This window comes from Streptomyces sp. SID8352, from assembly GCF_009862265.1.
GTDB lineage: Bacteria > Actinomycetota > Actinomycetes > Streptomycetales > Streptomycetaceae > Streptomyces.
Genome location: NZ_WWGX01000043.1, coordinates 195,306 through 214,194, shown reverse-complemented (window position 1 = coordinate 214,194; position 18,889 = coordinate 195,306). Strand labels below are relative to the sequence as shown.

Sequence of the window (18,889 nt, the reverse complement as noted above, 5' to 3'; positions counted from 1 at the left end):
GTTCCTCGCCGATCCGTACGGCGAGCCGGGTACGCGGATGTACCGGACCGGGGATCTGGTGCGGCTGCGAGCCGACGGGGAGTTGGAGTATCTGGGGCGAGCCGACGACCAGGTGAAGATCCGAGGCTTCCGGATCGAGCTGGGCGAGGTGGAGGCCGCGCTCGCCGCACGGAAGGGCGTGACCGCCGCCGCGGTGGTGGTGCGCGAGGACACTCCGGGCGTCAAACGGCTGGTCGGCTATGTGACCGGCGCGGCCGAACCGGCACGGCTGCGCGAGGAACTGGCCGCCGGGCTGCCCGACTACATGGTGCCGGCCGCGATCGTGGTGCTGGAGACCCTGCCGACGACGGTCAACGGCAAGCTGGACCGGGCTGCGCTGCCCACGCCGGTGCTGGGCGGCACCAAGGCGTCGCGGGCACCGCGCGACGCCCGCGAGGAGATCCTGTGCCGGGTCTTCGCCGAAGTGCTGGGCCTGGCGTCGGCCGGTGTGGACGACGACTTCTTCACGCTCGGCGGCGACAGCATCGTCTCCATCCAGTTGGTGGCCCGGGCCCGCAAGGAGGGCCTGGCTCTCGCCCCTCGCGATGTGTTCGAGCAGCGCACGGTGGAGAAGCTGGCCGCAGCGGCCCGCTCGCTGGACGAGGAGACCGCCGTCCCGGCGGCCCGGCGCGGCGGCCCGCTGGTGGAGCTGGACGGGCGGCAGCGCGCAGTGGTCGAGCGGGTGTTCCCGGACGCCGAGGAGGTGCTGCCGCTGGCCCCGCTCCAGGAGGGCCTGTACTTCCACGCGATGTACGACGAGCAGGCGCTGGACGTCTATCTGATGCAGAACTTCGTGGAGCTGCGGCACCGGGTGGACACCCGCGCGCTGCGCGCCGCGTTCGACACGCTGCTGCGCCGTCACCCGAACCTGAGATCCGGGTTCTGGCACGACGGGCTCGACGGCCCGGTGCAGGTAGTGCCGGGGTCCTGGAGGCTGCCGTGGCAGGTGCTGGATCTGACGCACCTGGACGAGGCGGGGCAGCAGAAGGCGCAGCGCGAGTTCTCCCTCGCCGACGCAGCGACCCGGTTCGACCTGGCGGTGCCACCGCTGATGCGGGTGGCCCTGTTGAAGCTTGCCGAGGACCGCTGGATGCTGTGTGTCACACAGCACCACATCCTCACCGACGGCTGGTCGGAGTCGCTGTTCTTCGAGGAACTGTTCGCGCTGTACGGACGCGGCGGCGATCCCGAGGGCATGCCTCCGGTGACGCCGTACCGGGAGTATCTGGCGTGGCTGGCGGGCACGGACACGGACGCGGCGCTGGAGGCGTGGCGTACGCACCTTTCGGGTCTCGACCAGGCCACGCTGGTGGCGCCCGCCGATCCGGCCCGGCAGCCGGTGACCGCCGAGGTGGTGGAGATCGTGCTGGGCGAGGAGACCAGCGACCTGCTGCGGAGCTTCGCACGCGGTTGCGGGGTCACTCTCAACACGGTGTTGTCGACGGCGTGGGCGCTGTCACTGGGGCAGCAGACGGGCCGGGACGACGTGGTGTTCGGCGCCACGGTCTCCGGGCGCCCGGCGGACATCGCGGGCGTCGACCAGATGATCGGCATGTTCATGAACACCCTGCCGTTTCGGGTGACGCTGCGGCCCGGGGAGCAGCTGCGGGAGCTGCTGGTGCGGGTGCAGCAAGAGCACGCGGCGCTGCTGCCGCACCACTGTCTCGGCCTGGGTCGAATCCAGCAGACCACGGGTCTCGGCCTGTTGTTCGACACACTGTACGTGTTCCGCAACACCCCCCTGAACGACGCAGCGCGGGAGGAGGCCGTCGCCGCGCACCAGATCGGCTGGACGCACAGTGTGGACGGCACCCACTATCCGCTGACCCTCGCGGTCACCCCTGACCGGTCGCTGGAGCTGAGCCTGGCCTACCGCCCGGACCTGTACGACCGCGAGGCGGCCGAGGCGCTGGCAGGGCGGCTGCGGCGACTGGTGGAGCAGTTCGCGGACGGCGGGGCCACTCCGACGGGCCGGCTGGACACCCTGACATCCGCCGAGCGGTCCGGACTGCTGGCGCTCGGCGACGACATGGGGCACGAGGTGCCGGATGTCCCACTCGTGGACCTCTTCGCGCGGCAGGCGGCCGCCACTCCGGACGCCACCGCGCTGGTCTTCGGTGAGGAACGGCTCGACTATGCCGGACTGGACGAGCGGGCCTGCCGGCTGGCGCGGGCGCTGATCGCGCGCGGCGCGGGTCCCGAGCAGATCGTCGCCCTTGGTCTCCCGCGGTCGGCGGACTTCGTGGTGGCGCTGTTCGCGGTGCTGAAGACCGGCGCCGCGTACCTGCCGCTGGATCTGGACCACCCGGTGGACCGGCTGGCGTTGATGGTGTCGGATGCGAGCCCGCTGTGCCTGGTCACCGGCACCGCGGTGGAGGACCGGGTGCCGCAGGTGCCGGGGGTGCAACCGCTGGTGCTGGACGCGGAGGCGACCGTGGCGGAGCTGGCGTCCCTGTCGGGCGCGCCCGTGGCGGACGGTGAGCTGCGCGGTGTCCGGGACGGACGTCATCCGGCGTACGTCATCTACACCTCCGGCTCCACCGGGCGGCCCAAGGGTGTGGTGGTGCCCTGCTCGGGACTCACCAACATGCTGATGAACCACCGGGAGCGGATCTTCGAACCGGCGGTGAAGCTCGTGGGCGGGCGGCGGATGAAGGTCGCGCACACCGTGTCGTTCGCCTTCGACATGTCGTGGGAGGAGTTCTTCTGGCTGGTCGACGGCCATGAGGTGCATGTCATCGGCGAGGAGTTGCGGCTCGATCCGGCCGCGCTCACCGCGCACTACGACCGGGTGGGCATCGACGTCGTCAACGTCACTCCCTCGTACGGACAGCAGTTGGTCGACGCCGGTCTGCTGGACGTGGACCGGCACCGTCCGGCGCTGGTCCTGCTCGGCGGTGAAGCGGTGCCGGACTCACTGTGGTCTCTGCTCAAGGACACCGAGGGCACGATGGGCTACAACCTGTACGGGCCGACCGAGTACACCATCAACGCCCTCGGTGCCGATGTCGGCGAGAGCGTCTCCTCCTGTGTCGGCCGCCCCATCCACAACACCCGCGCCTACGTGCTGGACGGCGCGCTGCGGCCGGTCCCGGCAGGGGTGCCGGGCGAGCTGTACCTCGCGGGCGCAGGACTGGCCCGGGGCTACTTCGGGCGTCCGGCCCTGACCGCGGAGCGGTTCGTGGCCGATCCGTTCGGAGAGTCGGGGACTCTGATGTACCGCACCGGGGACCTGGTGCGCTGGCGCGCGGACGGGCAGATCGACTATCTGGGCCGGGCCGACCACCAGGTGAAGATCCGCGGCTTCCGAATCGAGCTGGGGGAGATCGAGTCCGCGCTCGCCGACGCTCCGGGCGTCGCCGCCGCGGCGGTCACGGTGCACACGGGGGCGAGCGACGTGAAGCGGTTGATCGCCTACACGGTGCCGTCCACCGAAACGTACCCGGACATGGTGGACGCGGCGGCACTGCGGGCCCATCTGTCGGCGCTGCTGCCGGAGTTCATGGTGCCGTCGGCCTTCGTGGAGCTGGCCGCGCTGCCGCTGACGGTGAACGGCAAGGTGGACCGGGCCGCGCTGCCCGCGCCCGCGCTGGAGGACGCCGGGGGCGGCCGTGCGCCGAGGGACGCCCGAGAGGAACTGCTGTGCCGGATCTTCGCCGAGGTGCTGGGCCTCGAACGGGTCGGCGCTGAGGACAACTTCTTCGAGCTGGGCGGCCATTCGCTGCTGGCGATGCGGCTGGTCGGCCGGATTCGGGCGGAGCTTGCCGTGCCGGTGCAGGTCGGCACGGTGATGGCGGCTCCGACGGTGGCCGGCGTGGCCGCCAGAATCGGCTCCGATGCCCGACGGGACGCGCTGCGCGTGCTGATGCCGCTGCGCGAACGCGGCGCGAGGCCACCGTTGTTCTGCTTCCACCCGGCATCCGGCTTCAGCTGGCAGTACTCGGGGCTGCTGCGGCACCTGGATCCGGACCGGCCGGTCTACGGCGTTCAGTCACCGGGGCTGTCCGGGGCACTGCCGGACGTGGAGGACGCCGCAGAGCTGGCGGAGGTGTATCTGGCGGAGATCCGGGCGGTGCAACCGGAGGGGCCCTACCACTTCGTCGGCTACTCCTTCGGCGGCACGGTGGCGCACACGCTGGCCGCCCTGCTTCAGGAACGCGGCGAGGAGGTGGCGTTCCTGGCGCTGCTGGACGCCTATCCGCCGGAGCGTGACGACTGGTCGTACGTCGACGCGCCGGACTGGCGAGAACGGCTGGAGCGCGAGGAGAGCGGCTTCCTGCTGTCGGTGGCCGGGCTGGGGTCGGACAGCGGTACGGACGGTGCCGCGCCGGACGACTCCGGCCAGGGGCTGTCGCGCGAGGAGGCGGTGGCGGCGATCCGGGACAGCCACGGGCTGCTCGCCGGGTTCGACGAGGCGCTACTGCGCGCGATCGTGGACACCAACATGCACTGTGTGCGGCTGCTGTCGCGCAGCACGACGCGGCACTACCGGGGCGATGTGCTGTTCTTCACTGCCGCCCGCAGCACGTCCGCCGAGGACGCGCCGGGCCTGGTGTGGCCGGCCCATGTGGACGGCACGCTCACCGAGCACGTCCTCGACTGTTCCCACGACGAGCTGATGTCACCGCACGCGCTGGACGAGATCGGGCCCCTGCTGGACTCGGCGCTGCGCGTGGCCGCCGGCTGAGCACCTCGTAGTCCCCGCTGTGCCCCGGTTCGGGCGGAAAACGTCCGGCCGGGCGCCGGCCACCCGGGCCGGAGGAGTGCTTTCCCGACGCCGAGCTGCTGGTGTACCGGATGCCGACGGGGCAGCTGCCGCGCCCCGAGCCGGTGGCGTGGGCCCTGTCGGAGCCGGTGCAGCCCAACTCAACCCCGCAACTACCTGGCCTTCCTCGGCCTCGCCGCCGCCCCCTGCTGCTACAAACGACTCATCCGCCTCACCACATAAGGCACGGTCCTAGGCTGAATGAGGCTTCACCAACCCTGGATCTCGGTGGCGTCCAGTCGTAGCTCGACGCCTTCGGCCCGGGCGTAGGCGAACACGGCAGGCCGGACTTGAGGGCCGACGCCATGCTGCACGAGGAGGCACCTGCCCGCCCGGCGCCCCACCCGCTATCACGCACCAACTCGCCATGTCTTCTTCGCCCCGTCGATCGATTCCTGGTCGGCGGGGCGAAGTGTCAGCGGATCCGGTCTGTGCGGCCGGGAGTCACAGCTCGCGGGTTTCGCCGTTCTTCATGACGTGGCCGGCGATGCCTGCGTCGGTGAGCAGGTCGACGAAGGCGTTGGGGTCCTGGTCCCGCCAATGCATGGGGATGACGGTGCGGGCCTGGAGGAGTTGGGCGGCGCGGACGGCGTCCGTGGGTTCCATGACCATCCGGCCGTCGATGGGCAGGAGGGCCACGTCGACCGGGGCGAACAAGGCCATGTCACCGAAGAGGGCGGTGTCTCCGGCGTGGTACACGCTCTTTCCGTCGATGTCGACGACGAATCCGCAAGGGGCGCCCAGTTCGACGCGCCAGGTCTCGCCGATGCCGAGGGGGGAGTCGTGGATGGCGTTGACGCACTTGACGCTTGCTCCGTCGAGCGGGAGGCGTCCGCCGAGGTGGAGTGGTGCTGTCGCGGCTCCCTCGCCCTTGTAGTGCCGGGCGGCGGAGGGAGTGGTGATGATCGGAGCGCCGTAGGTCTTGGAGAGTTCGATCGCGTCTCCGACATGGTCACGGTGGTTGTGGGTGACCAGGATATGGGTGGGAGGCCGGAGGTCGGAGGGGATGGCGCCCAGTTCGGGGTTGCCGGAGAGCCACGGGTCGATCAGGAGGTTGAGCGTCGTGGTTTCGAGTCCGAAGCAGGCGTGGCCGTAGAAGCGGAGCGTAGGCATGGGTGTGCCCCTTCTGTGGTGTCGAGTGTGGTTGAAGGCCGGTGCGAGGCGGGGAGGGGAAGCCGCGGTCACTCCGAGATGGTGGGACGCCAGGCGGTGAGGCGTTTCTCGGCCACCTTCACGGCGCTCATGATGAGGACGGAGATGACGACCATGATCATGACGCCGGCGAGGTAGCGGCCGGTGTTGAACGCTTCGGCGTCCGAGCGGATGCGGTACCCGATGCCTTCGGTCGCAGCGATGTACTCGCCGACGACGACTGCGATCATGCCCTTCCCGATGGCAAGGCGGATGGCGGTGATGAAGAAGGGGGTGACGGCAGGGAAGGTGACGTCCTTGTAGAGGGCCAGGCGGCCGGCGCCGAAGGAGCGTGCCGCCCTGAGCAGGGCGGGGTCGGTGGTTCTGACGCCCTCGATCATGTTGATGATGACGGGGAAGATCGCCATGATCGCCACGTTGGCGATCTTGGAGCCGATGCCGAGTCCGAACCAGACCACCAGGAGCGGTGTCAGGACGAGGATCGGCGTGGAGTACAGGGCGTTGATGATGGGGTCGAAACACTGGTAGAGCCAGCGGATCGATCCCAGCGCCATGCCGACGGGCACGCCCACGGCGAGGGCGATCAGCATGCCCAGTGTGAATTCCTGGCCGCTGACCGCGAGGTCGGACCACAGGGGCCCGTCGGTCAGGTGCAGGAATCCTGACCAGATCTCGGTTGGGCGGGCGAAGAAGAGGGGATCCCAGGCGCCGGCGCGGCCCAGTGCCTCCCAGATCACCAGGATGATCGTAACGGTCACCACCGGTGCCCACAGGCCTTGGCGGCGCTTCCACCATCCAGGCCTGCCTGCAGTGCGGCGTGGCGGTGCGAGCGGCGGGCTTTCCGTGGCGGTCATGCTGCGTTCCTCTCCCGCGCCCGGGTGGCTTCGACCTCGTCACGCAGGTGCGACCACAGGCGGGTGCGGTACTCGTCGTACCGGGCGGCGTAGTGCGGGGAGTTCCTTGCGGGAAGCTCGACGCGCACGTCGTCGCGGATGGTGCTCGGGCCGGCGCTCATGAGCAGGACCCGGGAGGACAGTTGCAGGGCTTCGTCCAGGTTGTGGGTGACGAGGATGACGCTGCGGCCTTCCTGCTCGACCAGCCCCTGGACCTCGTCGCGCAGGACTTCGGCGTTCTGGGCGTCCAGCGCGCCGAACGGTTCGTCCATGAGCAGGAGCCTGGGCTGGACGGCGAAGGCGCGTGCCAGGCCGACGCGCTGCTGCATGCCGCCCGACAAGTGGCGGGGGTAGCGGCGGGCCGACGAGGCCAGACCGACCTTCTCCAGATACTGCATGGCGATGTCCGCGCGTTCCGTGCGGCTCAGGTCGGGACGTTTGTAGCGCAGTCCCAGCGCGACGTTGTCCAGCACGGTCTTCCAGGGCATCAGGGCGAATCCCTGGAAGACCGTGGCCCGTGAGCCTTCACCGGTGCTCGGTGTGCGCCCTTCGACCAGGACGGTGCCGGAGTCCGGTTTCAGGACGCCGTCCATCATGGCCAGCAGAGTGCTTTTGCCGCAGCCCGAAGGGCCGATCAGGGAGAGGAACTCCCCTTCCTCCACCTGGAAGCTGATGCGGTCGACAATGGTGGTCTCGCCGTAACTGAAGGTGACGTCGCTCACGTCGATGGTCGGCTGTGTGGTGGCCGTGCCCATGGTCGTTCCCTCTCGTGGTCGGCCGGGGTGGACAGTGGTGCGGATCAGGGTGAGCCCGGCAGCAGGCTGGGGTCGTAGAGGTCGTCGACCGTGGGCAGCTGCTTGTCGGTGTTGCCGTACTTCTTGCTCATCTCGATCCAGCTCTGCAGTCCCGAGGTGGAGACCTCGCCGGTCGTGGAGTAGTCCGGTGCGGCGAAGTCGTAGGCCGACTTGGCGGCTTCGGCGGAGATCCTGGCGTCCTTCTGCAGGATCGCCACCGCTTCCGAGGGGTGTTCCTTGACCCAGACGGCCGATTCTGTGTAGGCCGCCATGAACCGTTTGAGTTCGGGGCTGTGAGCGGAGATGAGTGAGCTGGTGGTGGCAAATACCTGCGGGGTGATGTCGGGGAAGACGTCCCGGTACTGGAGCACCTCGACCTTGCCTCGCTCAGCGGCTGTGCTGTCGTAGGGCGGGACCAGGCCGGCAGCGTCGATCTGTCCACTCACCAGTGAGGTGAGCTGCGTGGACGCCGCGCCGGTGGGAACGTAGGTGATGTCGGTTTCCTTGAGGCCTTCCTTGACGGCGAGGGCCTTGGCCAGCATTTCGGTGCCGGAGCCAGGGCCGACGACACCGAACTTCTTGCCCTTGAGGTCCGCCAGGGACTTCACGCCGGCGTCGGCGTAGAGGACGTGCTGGTCCTGGGTCATCAGGTTGCCGACGATCTTCAGCTTGGCGCCGTTGGCGTTCGCGGAGATGACGCCCTCGGTGAGGGCGGCGGCGATGTCGGCGTCGCCGCTGGCGAGAGCCGCAGTGGCCTCTGCGGTGCTCTTGATCTTCACGACCTTCAGGTCCACGTGGTGCTTGGCGAAGATTCCCTGGTCGATGCCTGCGGTGACCGCGAGGAATGAGCTTCCCGTGATGCTGGACGCGAGGCGAACGCTTGCCGTGCCGTCCTCGTCGCTTGTGATCCCCGACCCGTTGCCGCAGGCGGAAAGGGCGAGGGTCAGGAGGAATGCGGTGGCCGTCAGCCTGGCCCGGGAGGTGTGCCGGCGGTTCACGGCTTCTCTCCCGTCGGCGCCGGGGCCGCCTTGTCGCTGAAGAGGCGGCCTCCGCGGGCCAGGTCCTGACGCCCGATCTCGAAGAACGTGATGCGCACGCCCTCGGGGTCGATCCCGAATGCCTTGACGGCCGCCTCGGTGATGCCTTCGACGAACTGCCTGCGCTGGTCGAGGGTTCGTCCCTCGAATATCTCCACGGTGATGTTGGGCATGCTTGCTCTCCTTCAGAGGATCGGTGCGGTCCGGCTGCGTGCCGGGCCGAGGAGCTGTGCGGTGTTGCGTGCCGAGGGCAGGTCCCGCAGAGCGGCGAGCAGCGTCGGCCCGTCGAACACGGAACCCGGGCTGCGCAGGCAGTCGAGGAACTTCGTGTCCAGTTCCTCGTCGGACAGGGGATCGTGGGCGCTGCCGTGAGGCATACCGCGTCGCGCCCGGTGCTGGGTTCCGTCGGAGGTGGTGACCTCGACGGTGGCGTACCAGCGCGTGAAGTCCGGCGGCCCGAACGGAGGAGCGGCGGCCTCCGCCGTGCGCACAGTGGCCATCAGGCGCCGCAGCGCGGGGCGGGTGACCTGGGCATCGTCGAAGGAACCGGCGGTGAGCCGACCGTCGGCCAGCGCGGCGGCCACCGTGTACTCCATGCTGAAGCGAGCCTGGTCCGCGGTGACCGGGTCGTGATGGATCGGGCCGGTGAGCCCTGTGGGCTGGACCGTCACCGCCACGTCGGTGACGGAGTCGGGGTCGAGGCCACGGCCGCGGATCTCCAAGGCCGCCTCCCCTGCGGGATGGACCGCGTAGCAGGCGGGAAACGCCTTGACGTTCAGGCCGCGGGTGGAGAGGGTCCAGCGTTCCTTGAGGACCGGTGCGACGGCGGTGAGGTCGGGGTCCTTGCCGAAGACGGCGAAGTAGCCGAGCGGTGCCTCGAGCTGGTGGGGGTCGGCGTCCACACCGGCTGCGGCGAGCCGCGCCGCGAGGATACCGTTCCCGGCCGCCATCCCGGCATGGACCGGCTTGACGCTGAAGCCGCAGTTCTGCCGGCTTCCAGCCGCCATGGAAGCGGCGATCCCGAAGGCGTGGTGCATCTCCGCGGTGGTGAGCTGAAGGAGCGTTCCGGCGGCGGCGGCGACTCCGAGGACGCCCACCGTCTCCGTGGCGTGCCAACCGGCCGTCCAGTGTGCACGGACCGGGAGTGCCGCGGACACGGCGCACATCACCTGATGGCCGATGACGTAGGCCCGCAGCAGGTGTTCTCCCGGCAGCCCGAGTTCCTCGCCCAGCGCGAGGACCGGAGGCACGAGCACCACGCTCGGGTGGCCGTTGACGTCGGAGAGGTGGTCGTCGAAGTCCATCGCGTGTCCGGCGACGGCGTTGACGACGGCGGCTCCGTGGCCGTCGACCCGGCGGCCGGTTCCCAGGACGGTAGCGGTGCCGGTCCCGCCGGTGAGCCTCAACGCGCTGTGCATGGCGGTCACGACGGGCTCGTGTGCTCCGGCCACGGCGACGCCGACGGTGTCGACGAAGGCGTTGACGGCGCGATGCCTGACGTCCTGGTCCAGCGAGGCGCGGCGGGCCTCCACGCAGAAGTCCACGAGCTGGCCGGTGACGGGGACGGGCTGGTTCATCGGGTTCCTTCCGTCGTGCCGGTCAGGACGGATTCCAGAGCCCGGGACAGCATCCGGGCCTGGGAGAGCAGAAGCAGTCCGGCGCCCCGGTGTGTTGCCCGCAGCGCCTCGTCGCGGGAACTCGCGGAGAGACCGAGGAGTCTGTCCCCGTCCGCGATGCACGCAGTGGCCTGCTCGACGAGTCGCCGGACATCCGGGTGCGAGGGATCGCCGGGATGGCCGGCCGACGCAGCGAGATCGTGTGTGCCCACGATGAGGGCCTTCACCCAGGGGCGGGAAGCGATCTCGGACGCGGCTGTGACGGCCTCGACCGTTTCGATGTGGACGAGGAGCGCGATGCCGTCGCTGCGGACGCTGTCCACGAACGCGGGGTAGCCGCCGGGGTAGTGGCCGAAGGCGTTAGCCCGTGCCCGGCCGATCCCGCGGTGCCCATCCGGAGGAAAGGCCGCCCAGTCCGTCACCTGGTCGACATCTGCCGGGCCGGTCACCTGCGTCAGCTGCAGAATGGTGATCCCCGCATCGAGACACCGGACCACGGATTGCTCCTGACAGCGGATCCGTCCGATCAGGGGAACGTCGGCCACCGCACAAGCGCGGGCGAGGTCGGAAAGTTCGCCTGCGGTGGGGCTTCCGCGCTCCAGGTCGACGGCAATTCCGTCACAGCCCAGACGGCCAATAAATTCTGCGGCGTCCGCGTCCGGGAAATCGAGCGTGACTACTGTCAGGGGTTTTTCCTGGCTTTCCTTTTCCCAGATCATTGGGACACCTTTTCAGGGCGTGAAGCGGTCATTCGGTGGGCGGGAGAAGAGGTGTCCCGGAACCCGGGTACAAAATCCTGCCGAGAACGAAGGGGGTTCATGTCGCGCCCACTTCCGTGTTGCGGTGACGAGCTTGTGGGTGTGACGTTAAACGGAACCCGATCATTGCCTCAACGGTTGCGAAGCGATGCTTCTATCGGCTGAACCGATAGATGGGGGGTGATCAGGCCCCGAGTTCCGTCTTGCTCAGGCGCACGGCGTGCAGCAGCGTCCGGACGACCGGCGTCTCGAACTCAGGACTCCAGGCCAGCTGGAGGGCGACAGTCCTGACACCGCCGCGCAGAGGCACGAACACCAGGTCGGCGCGGCCGGCGTCCCTGAAGGAGGCAGGCTGCACCGACACGCCCATGCCCGCACCGATGAAGGCCAGTTGGGTCTGCATGTCGGTGCCCTCGACCAGGTGGCCCGGAATGCAGTCGTGCTGGTGACACGCGGCGATGATCTGGTCGTAGAAGGCGGGGTTGGCGTCACGAGGCCAGAAGACGAAGGTCTCACCGCTCAGGTCCGCCAGGTCGACGGAGTCGTCTCCTGCCAGAGGGTGGGCCCGGGGAAGGACCGCCCACAGCGGTTCATCGGTGATCGTCTCCACCCTCAGACCGGGACGCCTGCTGACAGCCCGCACGAAACCGGCCTCCAGATCGCCCTGAGCCAGCGCTCGCACCTGCTTCTCCGTGCCCATCGTCTGAAGAGTCACGTTGATCCCCGGCGAGAGCTTGGTCAGGCGGCGCAGCACTGTCGGTACCACTCCCGTCAGCGCGGGCCCCACGGCGCCGATCCGCAGACGACCGAGTTCTCCACGCGCATGAGCAAGCACGGCCTGCTGAAGATGCCCCAGTTCGGCAAGAATCTTCCTGCAGCCGGCCAGAAACGCCACCCCGGCCGGGGTCAACGTCACCGACCGACTCGTGCGCAGAAACAGCTCCGCCCCCAACTGCTGCTCCAGCGAACGAATCTGCTCACTTACCGTCGACTGGCCCACCCCGAGCCGCACTGCGGCCTTGCTGAACTGACGCTCCTCCGCCACCGCAACGAAGTACTCCATCTGCCGAAACTGAATCACCAATACTCCTTGACGTCGCCCATCGGCCGACGGTATTTCTTCGGCCGACGGCGGTGCGTGGAGTATATGTCGATGCCATATACCCTGCCGGATAAGGGCTTGACGGCACATGCCTGAACACAGTGAACTCTTTCCAACCTGGCGGACGGGCCGGGCAGTTGGGGTGAAAGGCAGGTGAAGTCCTTGATGGATGGGCTTTCGGTCAAGGAATATGCTGGACGGGGCCCTGCTGCCAATCGACCGGATGGCCGCGGGCCGGCCCTGCTATTGATCCGAATCGGTTTGGGTTCTGGGTCGTTGGTGGGGTGTGAGCGATCTGGTGGGGGACGCGCGGCATCTGTCGCCGTCGGCGCGGGAGGCCCCTGCGGCTGCGGGNGGTGGCCGCGTTGGNGGCGGGGCGGGACCGTGAGGACGTGGCGGNGGTNTTCGGGGTGTCGCTGAAGGCTGTCGACGGGTGGTGGGTGAAGTGGCAGGCCGGNGGGCGGGAGGCGCTGGTCATGCGTCCGCGTGGCAGGCCGGTCGGTGTGCACCAGGTGTTCGGGGAGTCCGGGCAGGCCGCGGTGCGGCAGGCGGTCCTGGACCACCGGCCCTGTGACGTGGGGCTTTCCGGGCAGCTGTGGACGCGGCGTCTGGTGGGCGATCTGATCGCGAAGCTGTACCGGGTGCGGATGACCGAGGTGGGGGTTGGCAAGTACCTGAAGCGGTGGGGGCTGTCCTTCCAGCGCCCGGACAAGCGGGCCGTCGGGCGGAACCCGGATGCGGTCAGGCGCCGGCACCGGGAGACCTGGCCGGAAATCCGCGCGAAGGCGAAGAAGGACGGCGGCGAGATCCTCTTCGCCGACCAGGTCGGGATCCGTTCGGACCGGGTCGCCGGCCGGGCCTGGGGTGAGAAGGGCAGGACACCGGTGGTACGGCGGAGCGGGAACCGGTTCTCGGTGAACGCGATGCCGGCGATCAGCACCAGGGGCCGGATGCACTTCATGGTCTTCACCGAGAGCTTCACCGCCGAGGTGATGTGCCGCTTCCCGGACCGGCTCGCCGGCCACTTCGACCACAAGGTCCACCTCGTGGCCGACGGGCACTCCGCCCATCGATCCAGGAAGGTCCGCGACTGGCTCGCCGCCCACCCCGACGACGTCGAACTGCACTTCCTGCCGACGTACTCACCCGAGCTGAACCCCGACGAGTTGGTCAACGCGGACCTCAAGCACAGCCTGCCCAAGCAGCACCGGGCCCGGAACCAGGCCGAACTCGCTGCAGAGACCCGCCGCTTCTTCCGCCGACGTCAGCGTCAGCCACACATCGTCCGCGGCTACTTCGGCGGCCCACACGTCCGCTACATCCTGGACGAGAACCCCATGAGTTCCTGATCAATAGCAGAACTTCCCCCCGTCGATGGGCAGGTAGGTGATGTCGCCGACGTACTCCGTGTTCGGCTTGTCCGCGGTGAAGTCGCGGCCGAGCAGGTCCGGGGCCTTGGCCGCTACCGGGTCGGGGACGGTGGTGCGGTGCCGGCGACGCAACCGGACCCCTCGATCCCCAACACACGCATAATCCTGGCGACCCGCTTGTGGTCGACCGCCTCACCGTTCTCCTCGCGAAGCTCGGCAGTGATCCTCGGGGCTCCGTAAGTGCCGTCCGGTTCCTGATGCACCGCCCGTATCCGGGCCGCCAGGCGGGCGTCGGCCGCCTGGCGGCCCGGTCAGCGGCTGTCCGGCGCCAGTAGCAGAAGCCCGAGCGGCTGACGCCGAGGATGCTGCACAGCCGCTTCACGCCGTGACGGCGCTGAAGGTCGGCGACACACTGGAAGCGGTTCACCAGCGCGTCTCCCCGGCGAAATGCTTCGCCGCTTTGCGCAGGATCTCGCGTTCCTCCCCCGGCTCACGGGCCTTCTTCCGCAAGGCGGCGTTCTCCGCCTCCAGCGGCGCCGGCGACTGAGAGGAATCCTGCGTCCGCCGTCCCCGGGGACGGCTCACCCCGGCTGCCCGAACCCAGTTCCGCAGCGTCCCCGGGTTGATCCCCAGATCGGCGGCGACCGACCTGATCGTCGCTTCCGGCCGCGACTCGTACAGCGCGACCGCGTCCGCCTTGAACTGCGGCGGGTAGCCTCAACCAGGCCCTGGAACACCTGGAGCAGCGGCTCGACCGGCCGGTCCACGGCCTGGAACCGGCGCGAGTGGCGGCGCGAGTGGCGGCGACCTCGGAGTACCCCCTGCGCCGGATGTTCCCGGCGCTCGCCGGGATGCCGCTGTCGGAGTACGTGCGCCGCCGCCGGCTCACCCTGGCGGGCGCCGAGGTGCTCGGTCGGCCGCGCGACCCGGCTGGAGATCGCGGTGCGACACGGACGGACTGGGGTCGGTGCGGCGAGAGTGCGCGCACGGCCCCGTGAGGCAGGCGGGACCGGTCAGACAGCCTCAGCGCCCCGCGACCTCGGCGGCGGCCCAGGCGAGGAGGTCGCCGGTGAGCGGTTCACCGGCGGTCTCGACGCCGTGCTCCACCGCATCGAGGCCGAGCAGATGGACCGAGGTCCGGTCGCGGCCGTGGCGCCGCATGAACAGGCCGCCGCCGTCCCCGTCGTCGCCCACGAGCACCCAGTGGGGCGCGCTGGCCGCGACGCCGTGGGCGGCGTTGTGCTCCCGGATGACGTGCGGCCCGTAGAGGCGCCCGCCGCCGGGCAGCAGGACGCCGGGGACGGAACGCCACAGCCGGGCCACCGTGGGGTTGGGGCCGTCGCGCAGGCCGAGGGCGAGGGCGGTGCGCACGGTCAGGAACCCGGCGAAGGAGTCCGCGACGCGTTCCTCCTCGCCGGTGAAGGGGTCCCGGCGGACCACGGCGCACTCCTCCCCGTCCCACTGGTCCAGGGCGAGGAGACAGGGGCCCTCGCAGCCGTCGTCCCAGAGGCCGATCCGGTCGCCCTCGCGGCGTCCGACGAGGTCGTCGGCGTCGAGGCGCACCCCGCCCGGCGCGACGGTCACGACGTCGGCGCCGTCCACCCTCCCGGAGCCGTACTCCGCCAGCCACCACCGGAACGACGCGGGCAGCGGACCCACCTCGGCCTCCGCCGCGCGGATGGCCGGTTCCGGGCAGCCGCGCCCCGCCACCGCGCGGACGGCCGGTGACATGTCGATCAGTTCACGCAGGAGCGAGGGTTCGGGTCGCATCGGCGCGATGATGCCACACGGGGCCGGTACACGGTCACGCCCGGTCCCGGCACCCCACCCCGCACGGGCCGTTCACGGCACGGGGCGCGCCCCGCTCACCACCGTCCGGGTCTCGCCGAACGGCTTCTCGCCGGGCCGGACCCGACGGGCCGCGCACCGCCACGCACGGAGCGCCGGGCCGCGCGCCGCCCCGCGCAGGGCACCCCTCCCGGTCCGGCCGCCGCGCACCCGCCCGAGGACGGGAGCGGCTCCGGGCGGGCCGTCGCCGCCGCCATCGCCTCGGCTCACGGCGGGGGTTCGGAACCGGACAGCCTTCCCGGCGGGGCCCGTGTCCTGCGCCTGCTGCCGCCCGTAGCCTCCGCCGTGTTCCACGGCGTACCGCACGGGCACGCGTCCGACCCCGTGTCCGACCCTGTGTCCGGCGGCCGAGACACGGCTCGCCGGCGCGTGCCGGAGCCGTACCGAGATGTCCGGCGGGGGCGCCGGCCTCCCTCCCTACGCCGCCCCGCGCCGCCGGAGACGTCCCGCCGCGCAGCCACGGACGGCCGGAAACCGACGGTCCGCCGTCCGCTGGCACCGGATGCCAGCGGAATGACAGCGGCAGGCACCCGGAACGGTGAGCGGGGCCCGCTGCAATGGTCCCGTACCCCCTCGGTGCCGCCGCCGGGCGGTCCGGACCCACTCAACTGGAGGCGTCATGAACAAGGACCTGAGCACCCTCGCGGACGAGATCCTCGAGCTGGAGGCCGAGACCTTCGAGATCTCCGACTACTCGGACGCCAGCGAGGTCGTGCTGGCCGGCTGCACGAGCACCAGCTCCACCTCGACCTCCAGCTCCACCTGCAGCACCACCTCCTGCTCGGCCTGACGCCGGGACCGGCGCGGTGAACGCCCGGTCGGATCCTCCCAACACGGAGGCGCCGACCGGGCCTTCGGCATGTCTCCGGGCGAACTCCCTCACATGGCCGGAAACTTGATCACCGTGCGATGAACATTGACCGAACACTGTCGCCCGCCCCGCGCACGCCCCCGGTGGAACCCCTCCTTCACCGCGCGCCCCGGCCAACCCTTCTCACCAGTAACAACGCTGTTTTCCAGGGCACTTGACGCCAGGCCGGGAATCGCGGCCCGTCGGGAACGTCTCCATGACCTCCTCTTGACCCGCGTTCTACGCAGGTAGACACTCACCACTGCCGCAAGGCCGATCGATGTCGTGCGCACCCGGCATCCACTTTTTCGGACAGATCACGACGAGTCGGTTCGGCAGGTGTTCCGAAGGTCTCGGGGGAAGCATTGCGATTTCAATTGCTCGGCCCGCTCAGCATCACCGACGGCGGTGAAGCGGTCGTCCTTCCGACCGCCAAGCCGACCTCGCTGCTGGCGGCGCTGCTGCTCCGTCCCGGCGAGGTGGTCCCCGTGGACCGGCTGCGCCAGGCCGTCTGGGGCGAGGACCAGCCGGCCACGGCCAAGGCCGCCCTGCAGAGCTGCGTCCTGCGGCTGCGGCGGCTGTTCGCCAAGTACGACATCGAGGACCAGGCGGTCGTGGCGGTCGCGGGCGGCTACCGGCTCCCGGCCGACGACGACACCCTGGACCTGCTGCACTTCCGGAGCCTGGTGGCCCGCGCGGCCGGTGGCGGGGAGTCCGAACTCCCCCTCTTGCGCGGAGCGCTCGCCCTGTGGCGGGGGCCGCTGCTCGCCAACGTCGCCTCCGATCTGCTGCACCGCGACGAGGTGCCCCGGCTGGCCGAGGAGCGACTGCGGGTGCTGGAGCGCGTCTGCGAGATCCAGCTCGCCCAGGGGCGATGTCGGGAGGTCCTGGTGGACCTCTGGGAAGCGACCCGGGACCACCCGCAGCACGAGGGGCTGACCGCCCAGTTGATGCGCGCGCTGTATCGCGAGGGGCGGCAGATGGAGGCCCTGGCCGAGTACCGCAGGATCAGGAACCGGCTGCGCGACGAACTGGGCGTCGACCCGGGCGTCGAACTGCGCCGCCTGGAACTGGCCATCCTGCGCGGCGACGAACCGCGCGGACCCGTCCGGGACGCGGCCCTGACCGTCCGGGGACCGCGCCCGGCCGCCGGGACCGCCGGCCCGCGCCTCCCGGCCGGGCCGACCGACGGTCCCGACGGGGCGGCGGAGGACCCCGCCGTGGGCCGCCCCGCCACCGCCGCGGGGGGCGGACCGGTCACCGCCACCGCGGGCGGCCCGGTCACCCGCTCCCACTCCCAAGGTGCCGCCCCCCGCTCCCCCGGCCCCGCGACCGCGCCCGGTCCCCGGCTCCCGCACGTCCCCGGCTTCACCGGGCGCGCCCCGGCCACCGCCGATCTGGTGGACCGTCTCCGGAGCGCCGGTCACCGGGGCGGGTCGGCCGCCGCCCCGGTGACGGCGCTGGTCTCCGGCGGCCCCGGCATGGGCAAGACCGCGCTCGCCCTGCACGCCGCGCACACGGTGGCCGACCGCTACCCCGTCGCCGTCCTGCTCCCGCTGACCGGCCCGGACGGGACCCCCCGGCGCGCCGCCGAGGCGGCCCGGGAGCTGGCCGGGGCGCTGCCCCCGACCGCCCCGCCCGAGGACTGCCTGGTGATCCTGGACGACGCCGTGCACCCGGACCAGGTGCGCGGAGTGCTGGACCTGGCCCGCTGCGGCGCGGCGGTGGTCACCAGCAGGATGGGGCTGGCCGCCCTGGTCGCCACCCACGGTCCGGCCGTGCTGCGGCTGGGCGCGCTGCCCCCGCCGGAGTCCCACGCGCTCCTCACCACCGTCCTCGGCACCGAGCGGGTCGCGGCCGAACCCGCCGCCGCCCGGAGCCTGGCCGCCCTGTGCGGACACGTTCCGCTGGCCCTGCGGATCGCCGCGGCCCGGCTGCTGACCCGTCCCAAGCTGCGTCTCGCGGACTGCGCCGCCTGGCTGCGGCGGGACCTCCCGGCCCGGCTGGCGCTGCCCGACGACCCCCGGATGTCCGTGCCGCAGGCCCTCGACGGGGCACTGGACCGGCTGCCCGATGCGCTGGCCCAGGCGTATCTGCGCCTGTCCCGGCTGGAGGGGCGGATCACGGCGCCGGAGGCGGCCACCGTCCTGTCCGTCCCCGAGGCCCAGGCCGAGGTGCTGCTCGAACGGCTGCTGGACACCGGGCTGCTGGACGAGGAGCAGCCCGGGGACCTCCGGATGAACCCCCTGTTCCGCGCGCACGCGCGGCTCAGGGCCGCCCGGGCCGGGGGCGTCCCCCGGCCCGTCGCCGCCACCGCGCGGCACGCCCTCCCCTCCGGGGCCGTGTGACGCGCACGGCCCCGGAGGACGCGCCGCCGCGGACCTCCCCGTCCCGCCCGGCCGCCGTCCGCTCCCCCGCCCCCGCCTCCTCCCGTCCCTTGCCTCCCGCACTCTCGCTCCCGTCCCCTCTCCCTCTCCCCTCCCCCCACTCCCGTCCCCCGCTACGGCAACTGCCCCGCTTCCCCACCCCGCTCGATCGTCCGACCCGCCCTCCCGTCCGGCCACCGGCCTGTTCCCCTGCCCGGCTCCCCCGTGCAACCCCCCTGTTCAGCTCCCCCGTTCAGACCCAGCGGCCACCGGCCGCGCTCCGGAGGTGTGACCCCCGC

At 71.0% G+C, this 18,889-nt stretch carries 15 protein-coding genes and 1 pseudogene; 6 read left to right on the top strand and 10 right to left on the bottom strand.

What is annotated here, in order from left to right:
- Positions 1 to 37: 37 nt before the first annotated feature.
- Positions 38 to 4,726 (top strand): amino acid adenylation domain-containing protein, encoded by a 4,689-nt coding sequence (locus tag GTY84_RS15375; RefSeq protein WP_345943444.1) that lies wholly within the window; start codon positions 38 to 40, stop codon positions 4,724 to 4,726.
- A gap of 522 nt (positions 4,727 to 5,248) precedes the next feature.
- Here GTY84_RS15375 and GTY84_RS15370 read toward each other — a convergent pair.
- The 8 genes from GTY84_RS15370 to GTY84_RS15335 form a co-directional block, all read right to left on the bottom strand.
- Complete coding sequence (locus tag GTY84_RS15370; protein ID WP_161226817.1) at positions 5,249 to 5,917, bottom strand: metal-dependent hydrolase; 669 nt, start codon at positions 5,915 to 5,917, stop codon at positions 5,249 to 5,251.
- A gap of 68 nt (positions 5,918 to 5,985) precedes the next feature.
- Positions 5,986 to 6,693 carry an ABC transporter permease gene (locus GTY84_RS15365; protein WP_202551152.1) on the bottom strand — a complete coding sequence of 236 codons (708 nt, stop codon included), beginning with the start codon at positions 6,691 to 6,693 and terminating at the stop codon, positions 5,986 to 5,988.
- Positions 6,694 to 6,806: 113 nt separating this feature from the next.
- The gene (locus GTY84_RS15360; RefSeq protein WP_161226815.1) at positions 6,807 to 7,604 is read right to left on the bottom strand and encodes an ABC transporter ATP-binding protein; all 798 of its coding nucleotides are present in this window, start codon (positions 7,602 to 7,604) and stop codon (positions 6,807 to 6,809) included.
- Between the two features lie 44 nt (positions 7,605 to 7,648).
- Complete coding sequence (locus GTY84_RS15355; protein WP_161226814.1) at positions 7,649 to 8,641, bottom strand: ABC transporter substrate-binding protein; 993 nt, start codon at positions 8,639 to 8,641, stop codon at positions 7,649 to 7,651.
- Positions 8,638 to 8,853 (bottom strand): tautomerase family protein, encoded by a 216-nt coding sequence (locus tag GTY84_RS15350; protein WP_161226813.1) that lies wholly within the window; start codon positions 8,851 to 8,853, stop codon positions 8,638 to 8,640. The genes GTY84_RS15355 and GTY84_RS15350 overlap by 4 nt, the downstream gene beginning before the upstream one ends.
- Positions 8,854 to 8,865: 12 nt before the next feature.
- Complete coding sequence (locus GTY84_RS15345) at positions 8,866 to 10,257, bottom strand: MmgE/PrpD family protein (RefSeq protein WP_161226812.1); 1,392 nt, start codon at positions 10,255 to 10,257, stop codon at positions 8,866 to 8,868.
- Positions 10,254 to 11,015, bottom strand: coding sequence for an aldolase/citrate lyase family protein (locus tag GTY84_RS15340; protein WP_161226811.1), 762 nt, complete (start codon positions 11,013 to 11,015; stop codon positions 10,254 to 10,256). Before GTY84_RS15340 ends, GTY84_RS15345 begins: the two co-directional genes overlap by 4 nt.
- A 223-nt stretch (positions 11,016 to 11,238) precedes the next feature.
- Complete coding sequence (locus GTY84_RS15335; RefSeq protein WP_202551151.1) at positions 11,239 to 12,135, bottom strand: LysR family transcriptional regulator; 897 nt, start codon at positions 12,133 to 12,135, stop codon at positions 11,239 to 11,241.
- 413 nt (positions 12,136 to 12,548) lie between these two features.
- Between GTY84_RS15335 and GTY84_RS15330 the strand changes: the two genes are divergently transcribed.
- The gene (locus GTY84_RS15330) at positions 12,549 to 13,505 is read left to right on the top strand and encodes an IS630 family transposase (protein WP_345943443.1); all 957 of its coding nucleotides are present in this window, start codon (positions 12,549 to 12,551) and stop codon (positions 13,503 to 13,505) included.
- On the opposite strand, the gene GTY84_RS15325 is transcribed toward GTY84_RS15330, so the two are convergent.
- A complete protein-coding gene (locus GTY84_RS15325; RefSeq protein WP_161226810.1) occupies positions 13,506 to 13,658 on the bottom strand; it encodes a hypothetical protein in 153 nt (50 codons plus the stop codon).
- Positions 13,659 to 13,911: 253 nt separating this feature from the next.
- Here GTY84_RS15325 and GTY84_RS33860 point away from each other — a divergent pair, with 253 nt between their 5' ends.
- Positions 13,912 to 14,073 carry a hypothetical protein gene (locus GTY84_RS33860; RefSeq protein WP_237532287.1) on the top strand — a complete coding sequence of 54 codons (162 nt, stop codon included), beginning with the start codon at positions 13,912 to 13,914 and terminating at the stop codon, positions 14,071 to 14,073.
- A gap of 181 nt (positions 14,074 to 14,254) precedes the next feature.
- Positions 14,255 to 14,480 (top strand): annotated as a pseudogene (locus GTY84_RS33855) (AraC family transcriptional regulator); the annotation flags it as partial.
- Between the two features lie 69 nt (positions 14,481 to 14,549).
- On the opposite strand, the gene GTY84_RS15310 reads toward GTY84_RS33855, so the two are convergent.
- Complete coding sequence (locus tag GTY84_RS15310; protein ID WP_161226808.1) at positions 14,550 to 15,296, bottom strand: SMI1/KNR4 family protein; 747 nt, start codon at positions 15,294 to 15,296, stop codon at positions 14,550 to 14,552.
- 697 nt (positions 15,297 to 15,993) lie between these two features.
- Between GTY84_RS15310 and GTY84_RS15305 the strand changes: the two genes are divergently transcribed.
- The gene (locus tag GTY84_RS15305) at positions 15,994 to 16,164 is read left to right on the top strand and encodes a thiazolylpeptide-type bacteriocin (protein WP_031128743.1); all 171 of its coding nucleotides are present in this window, start codon (positions 15,994 to 15,996) and stop codon (positions 16,162 to 16,164) included.
- Between the two features lie 425 nt (positions 16,165 to 16,589).
- On the top strand, positions 16,590 to 18,572 hold the full coding sequence (locus GTY84_RS15300; RefSeq protein WP_161226807.1) for an AfsR/SARP family transcriptional regulator: 1,983 nt from the start codon (positions 16,590 to 16,592) through the stop codon (positions 18,570 to 18,572).
- Positions 18,573 to 18,889: the final 317 nt, after the last annotated feature.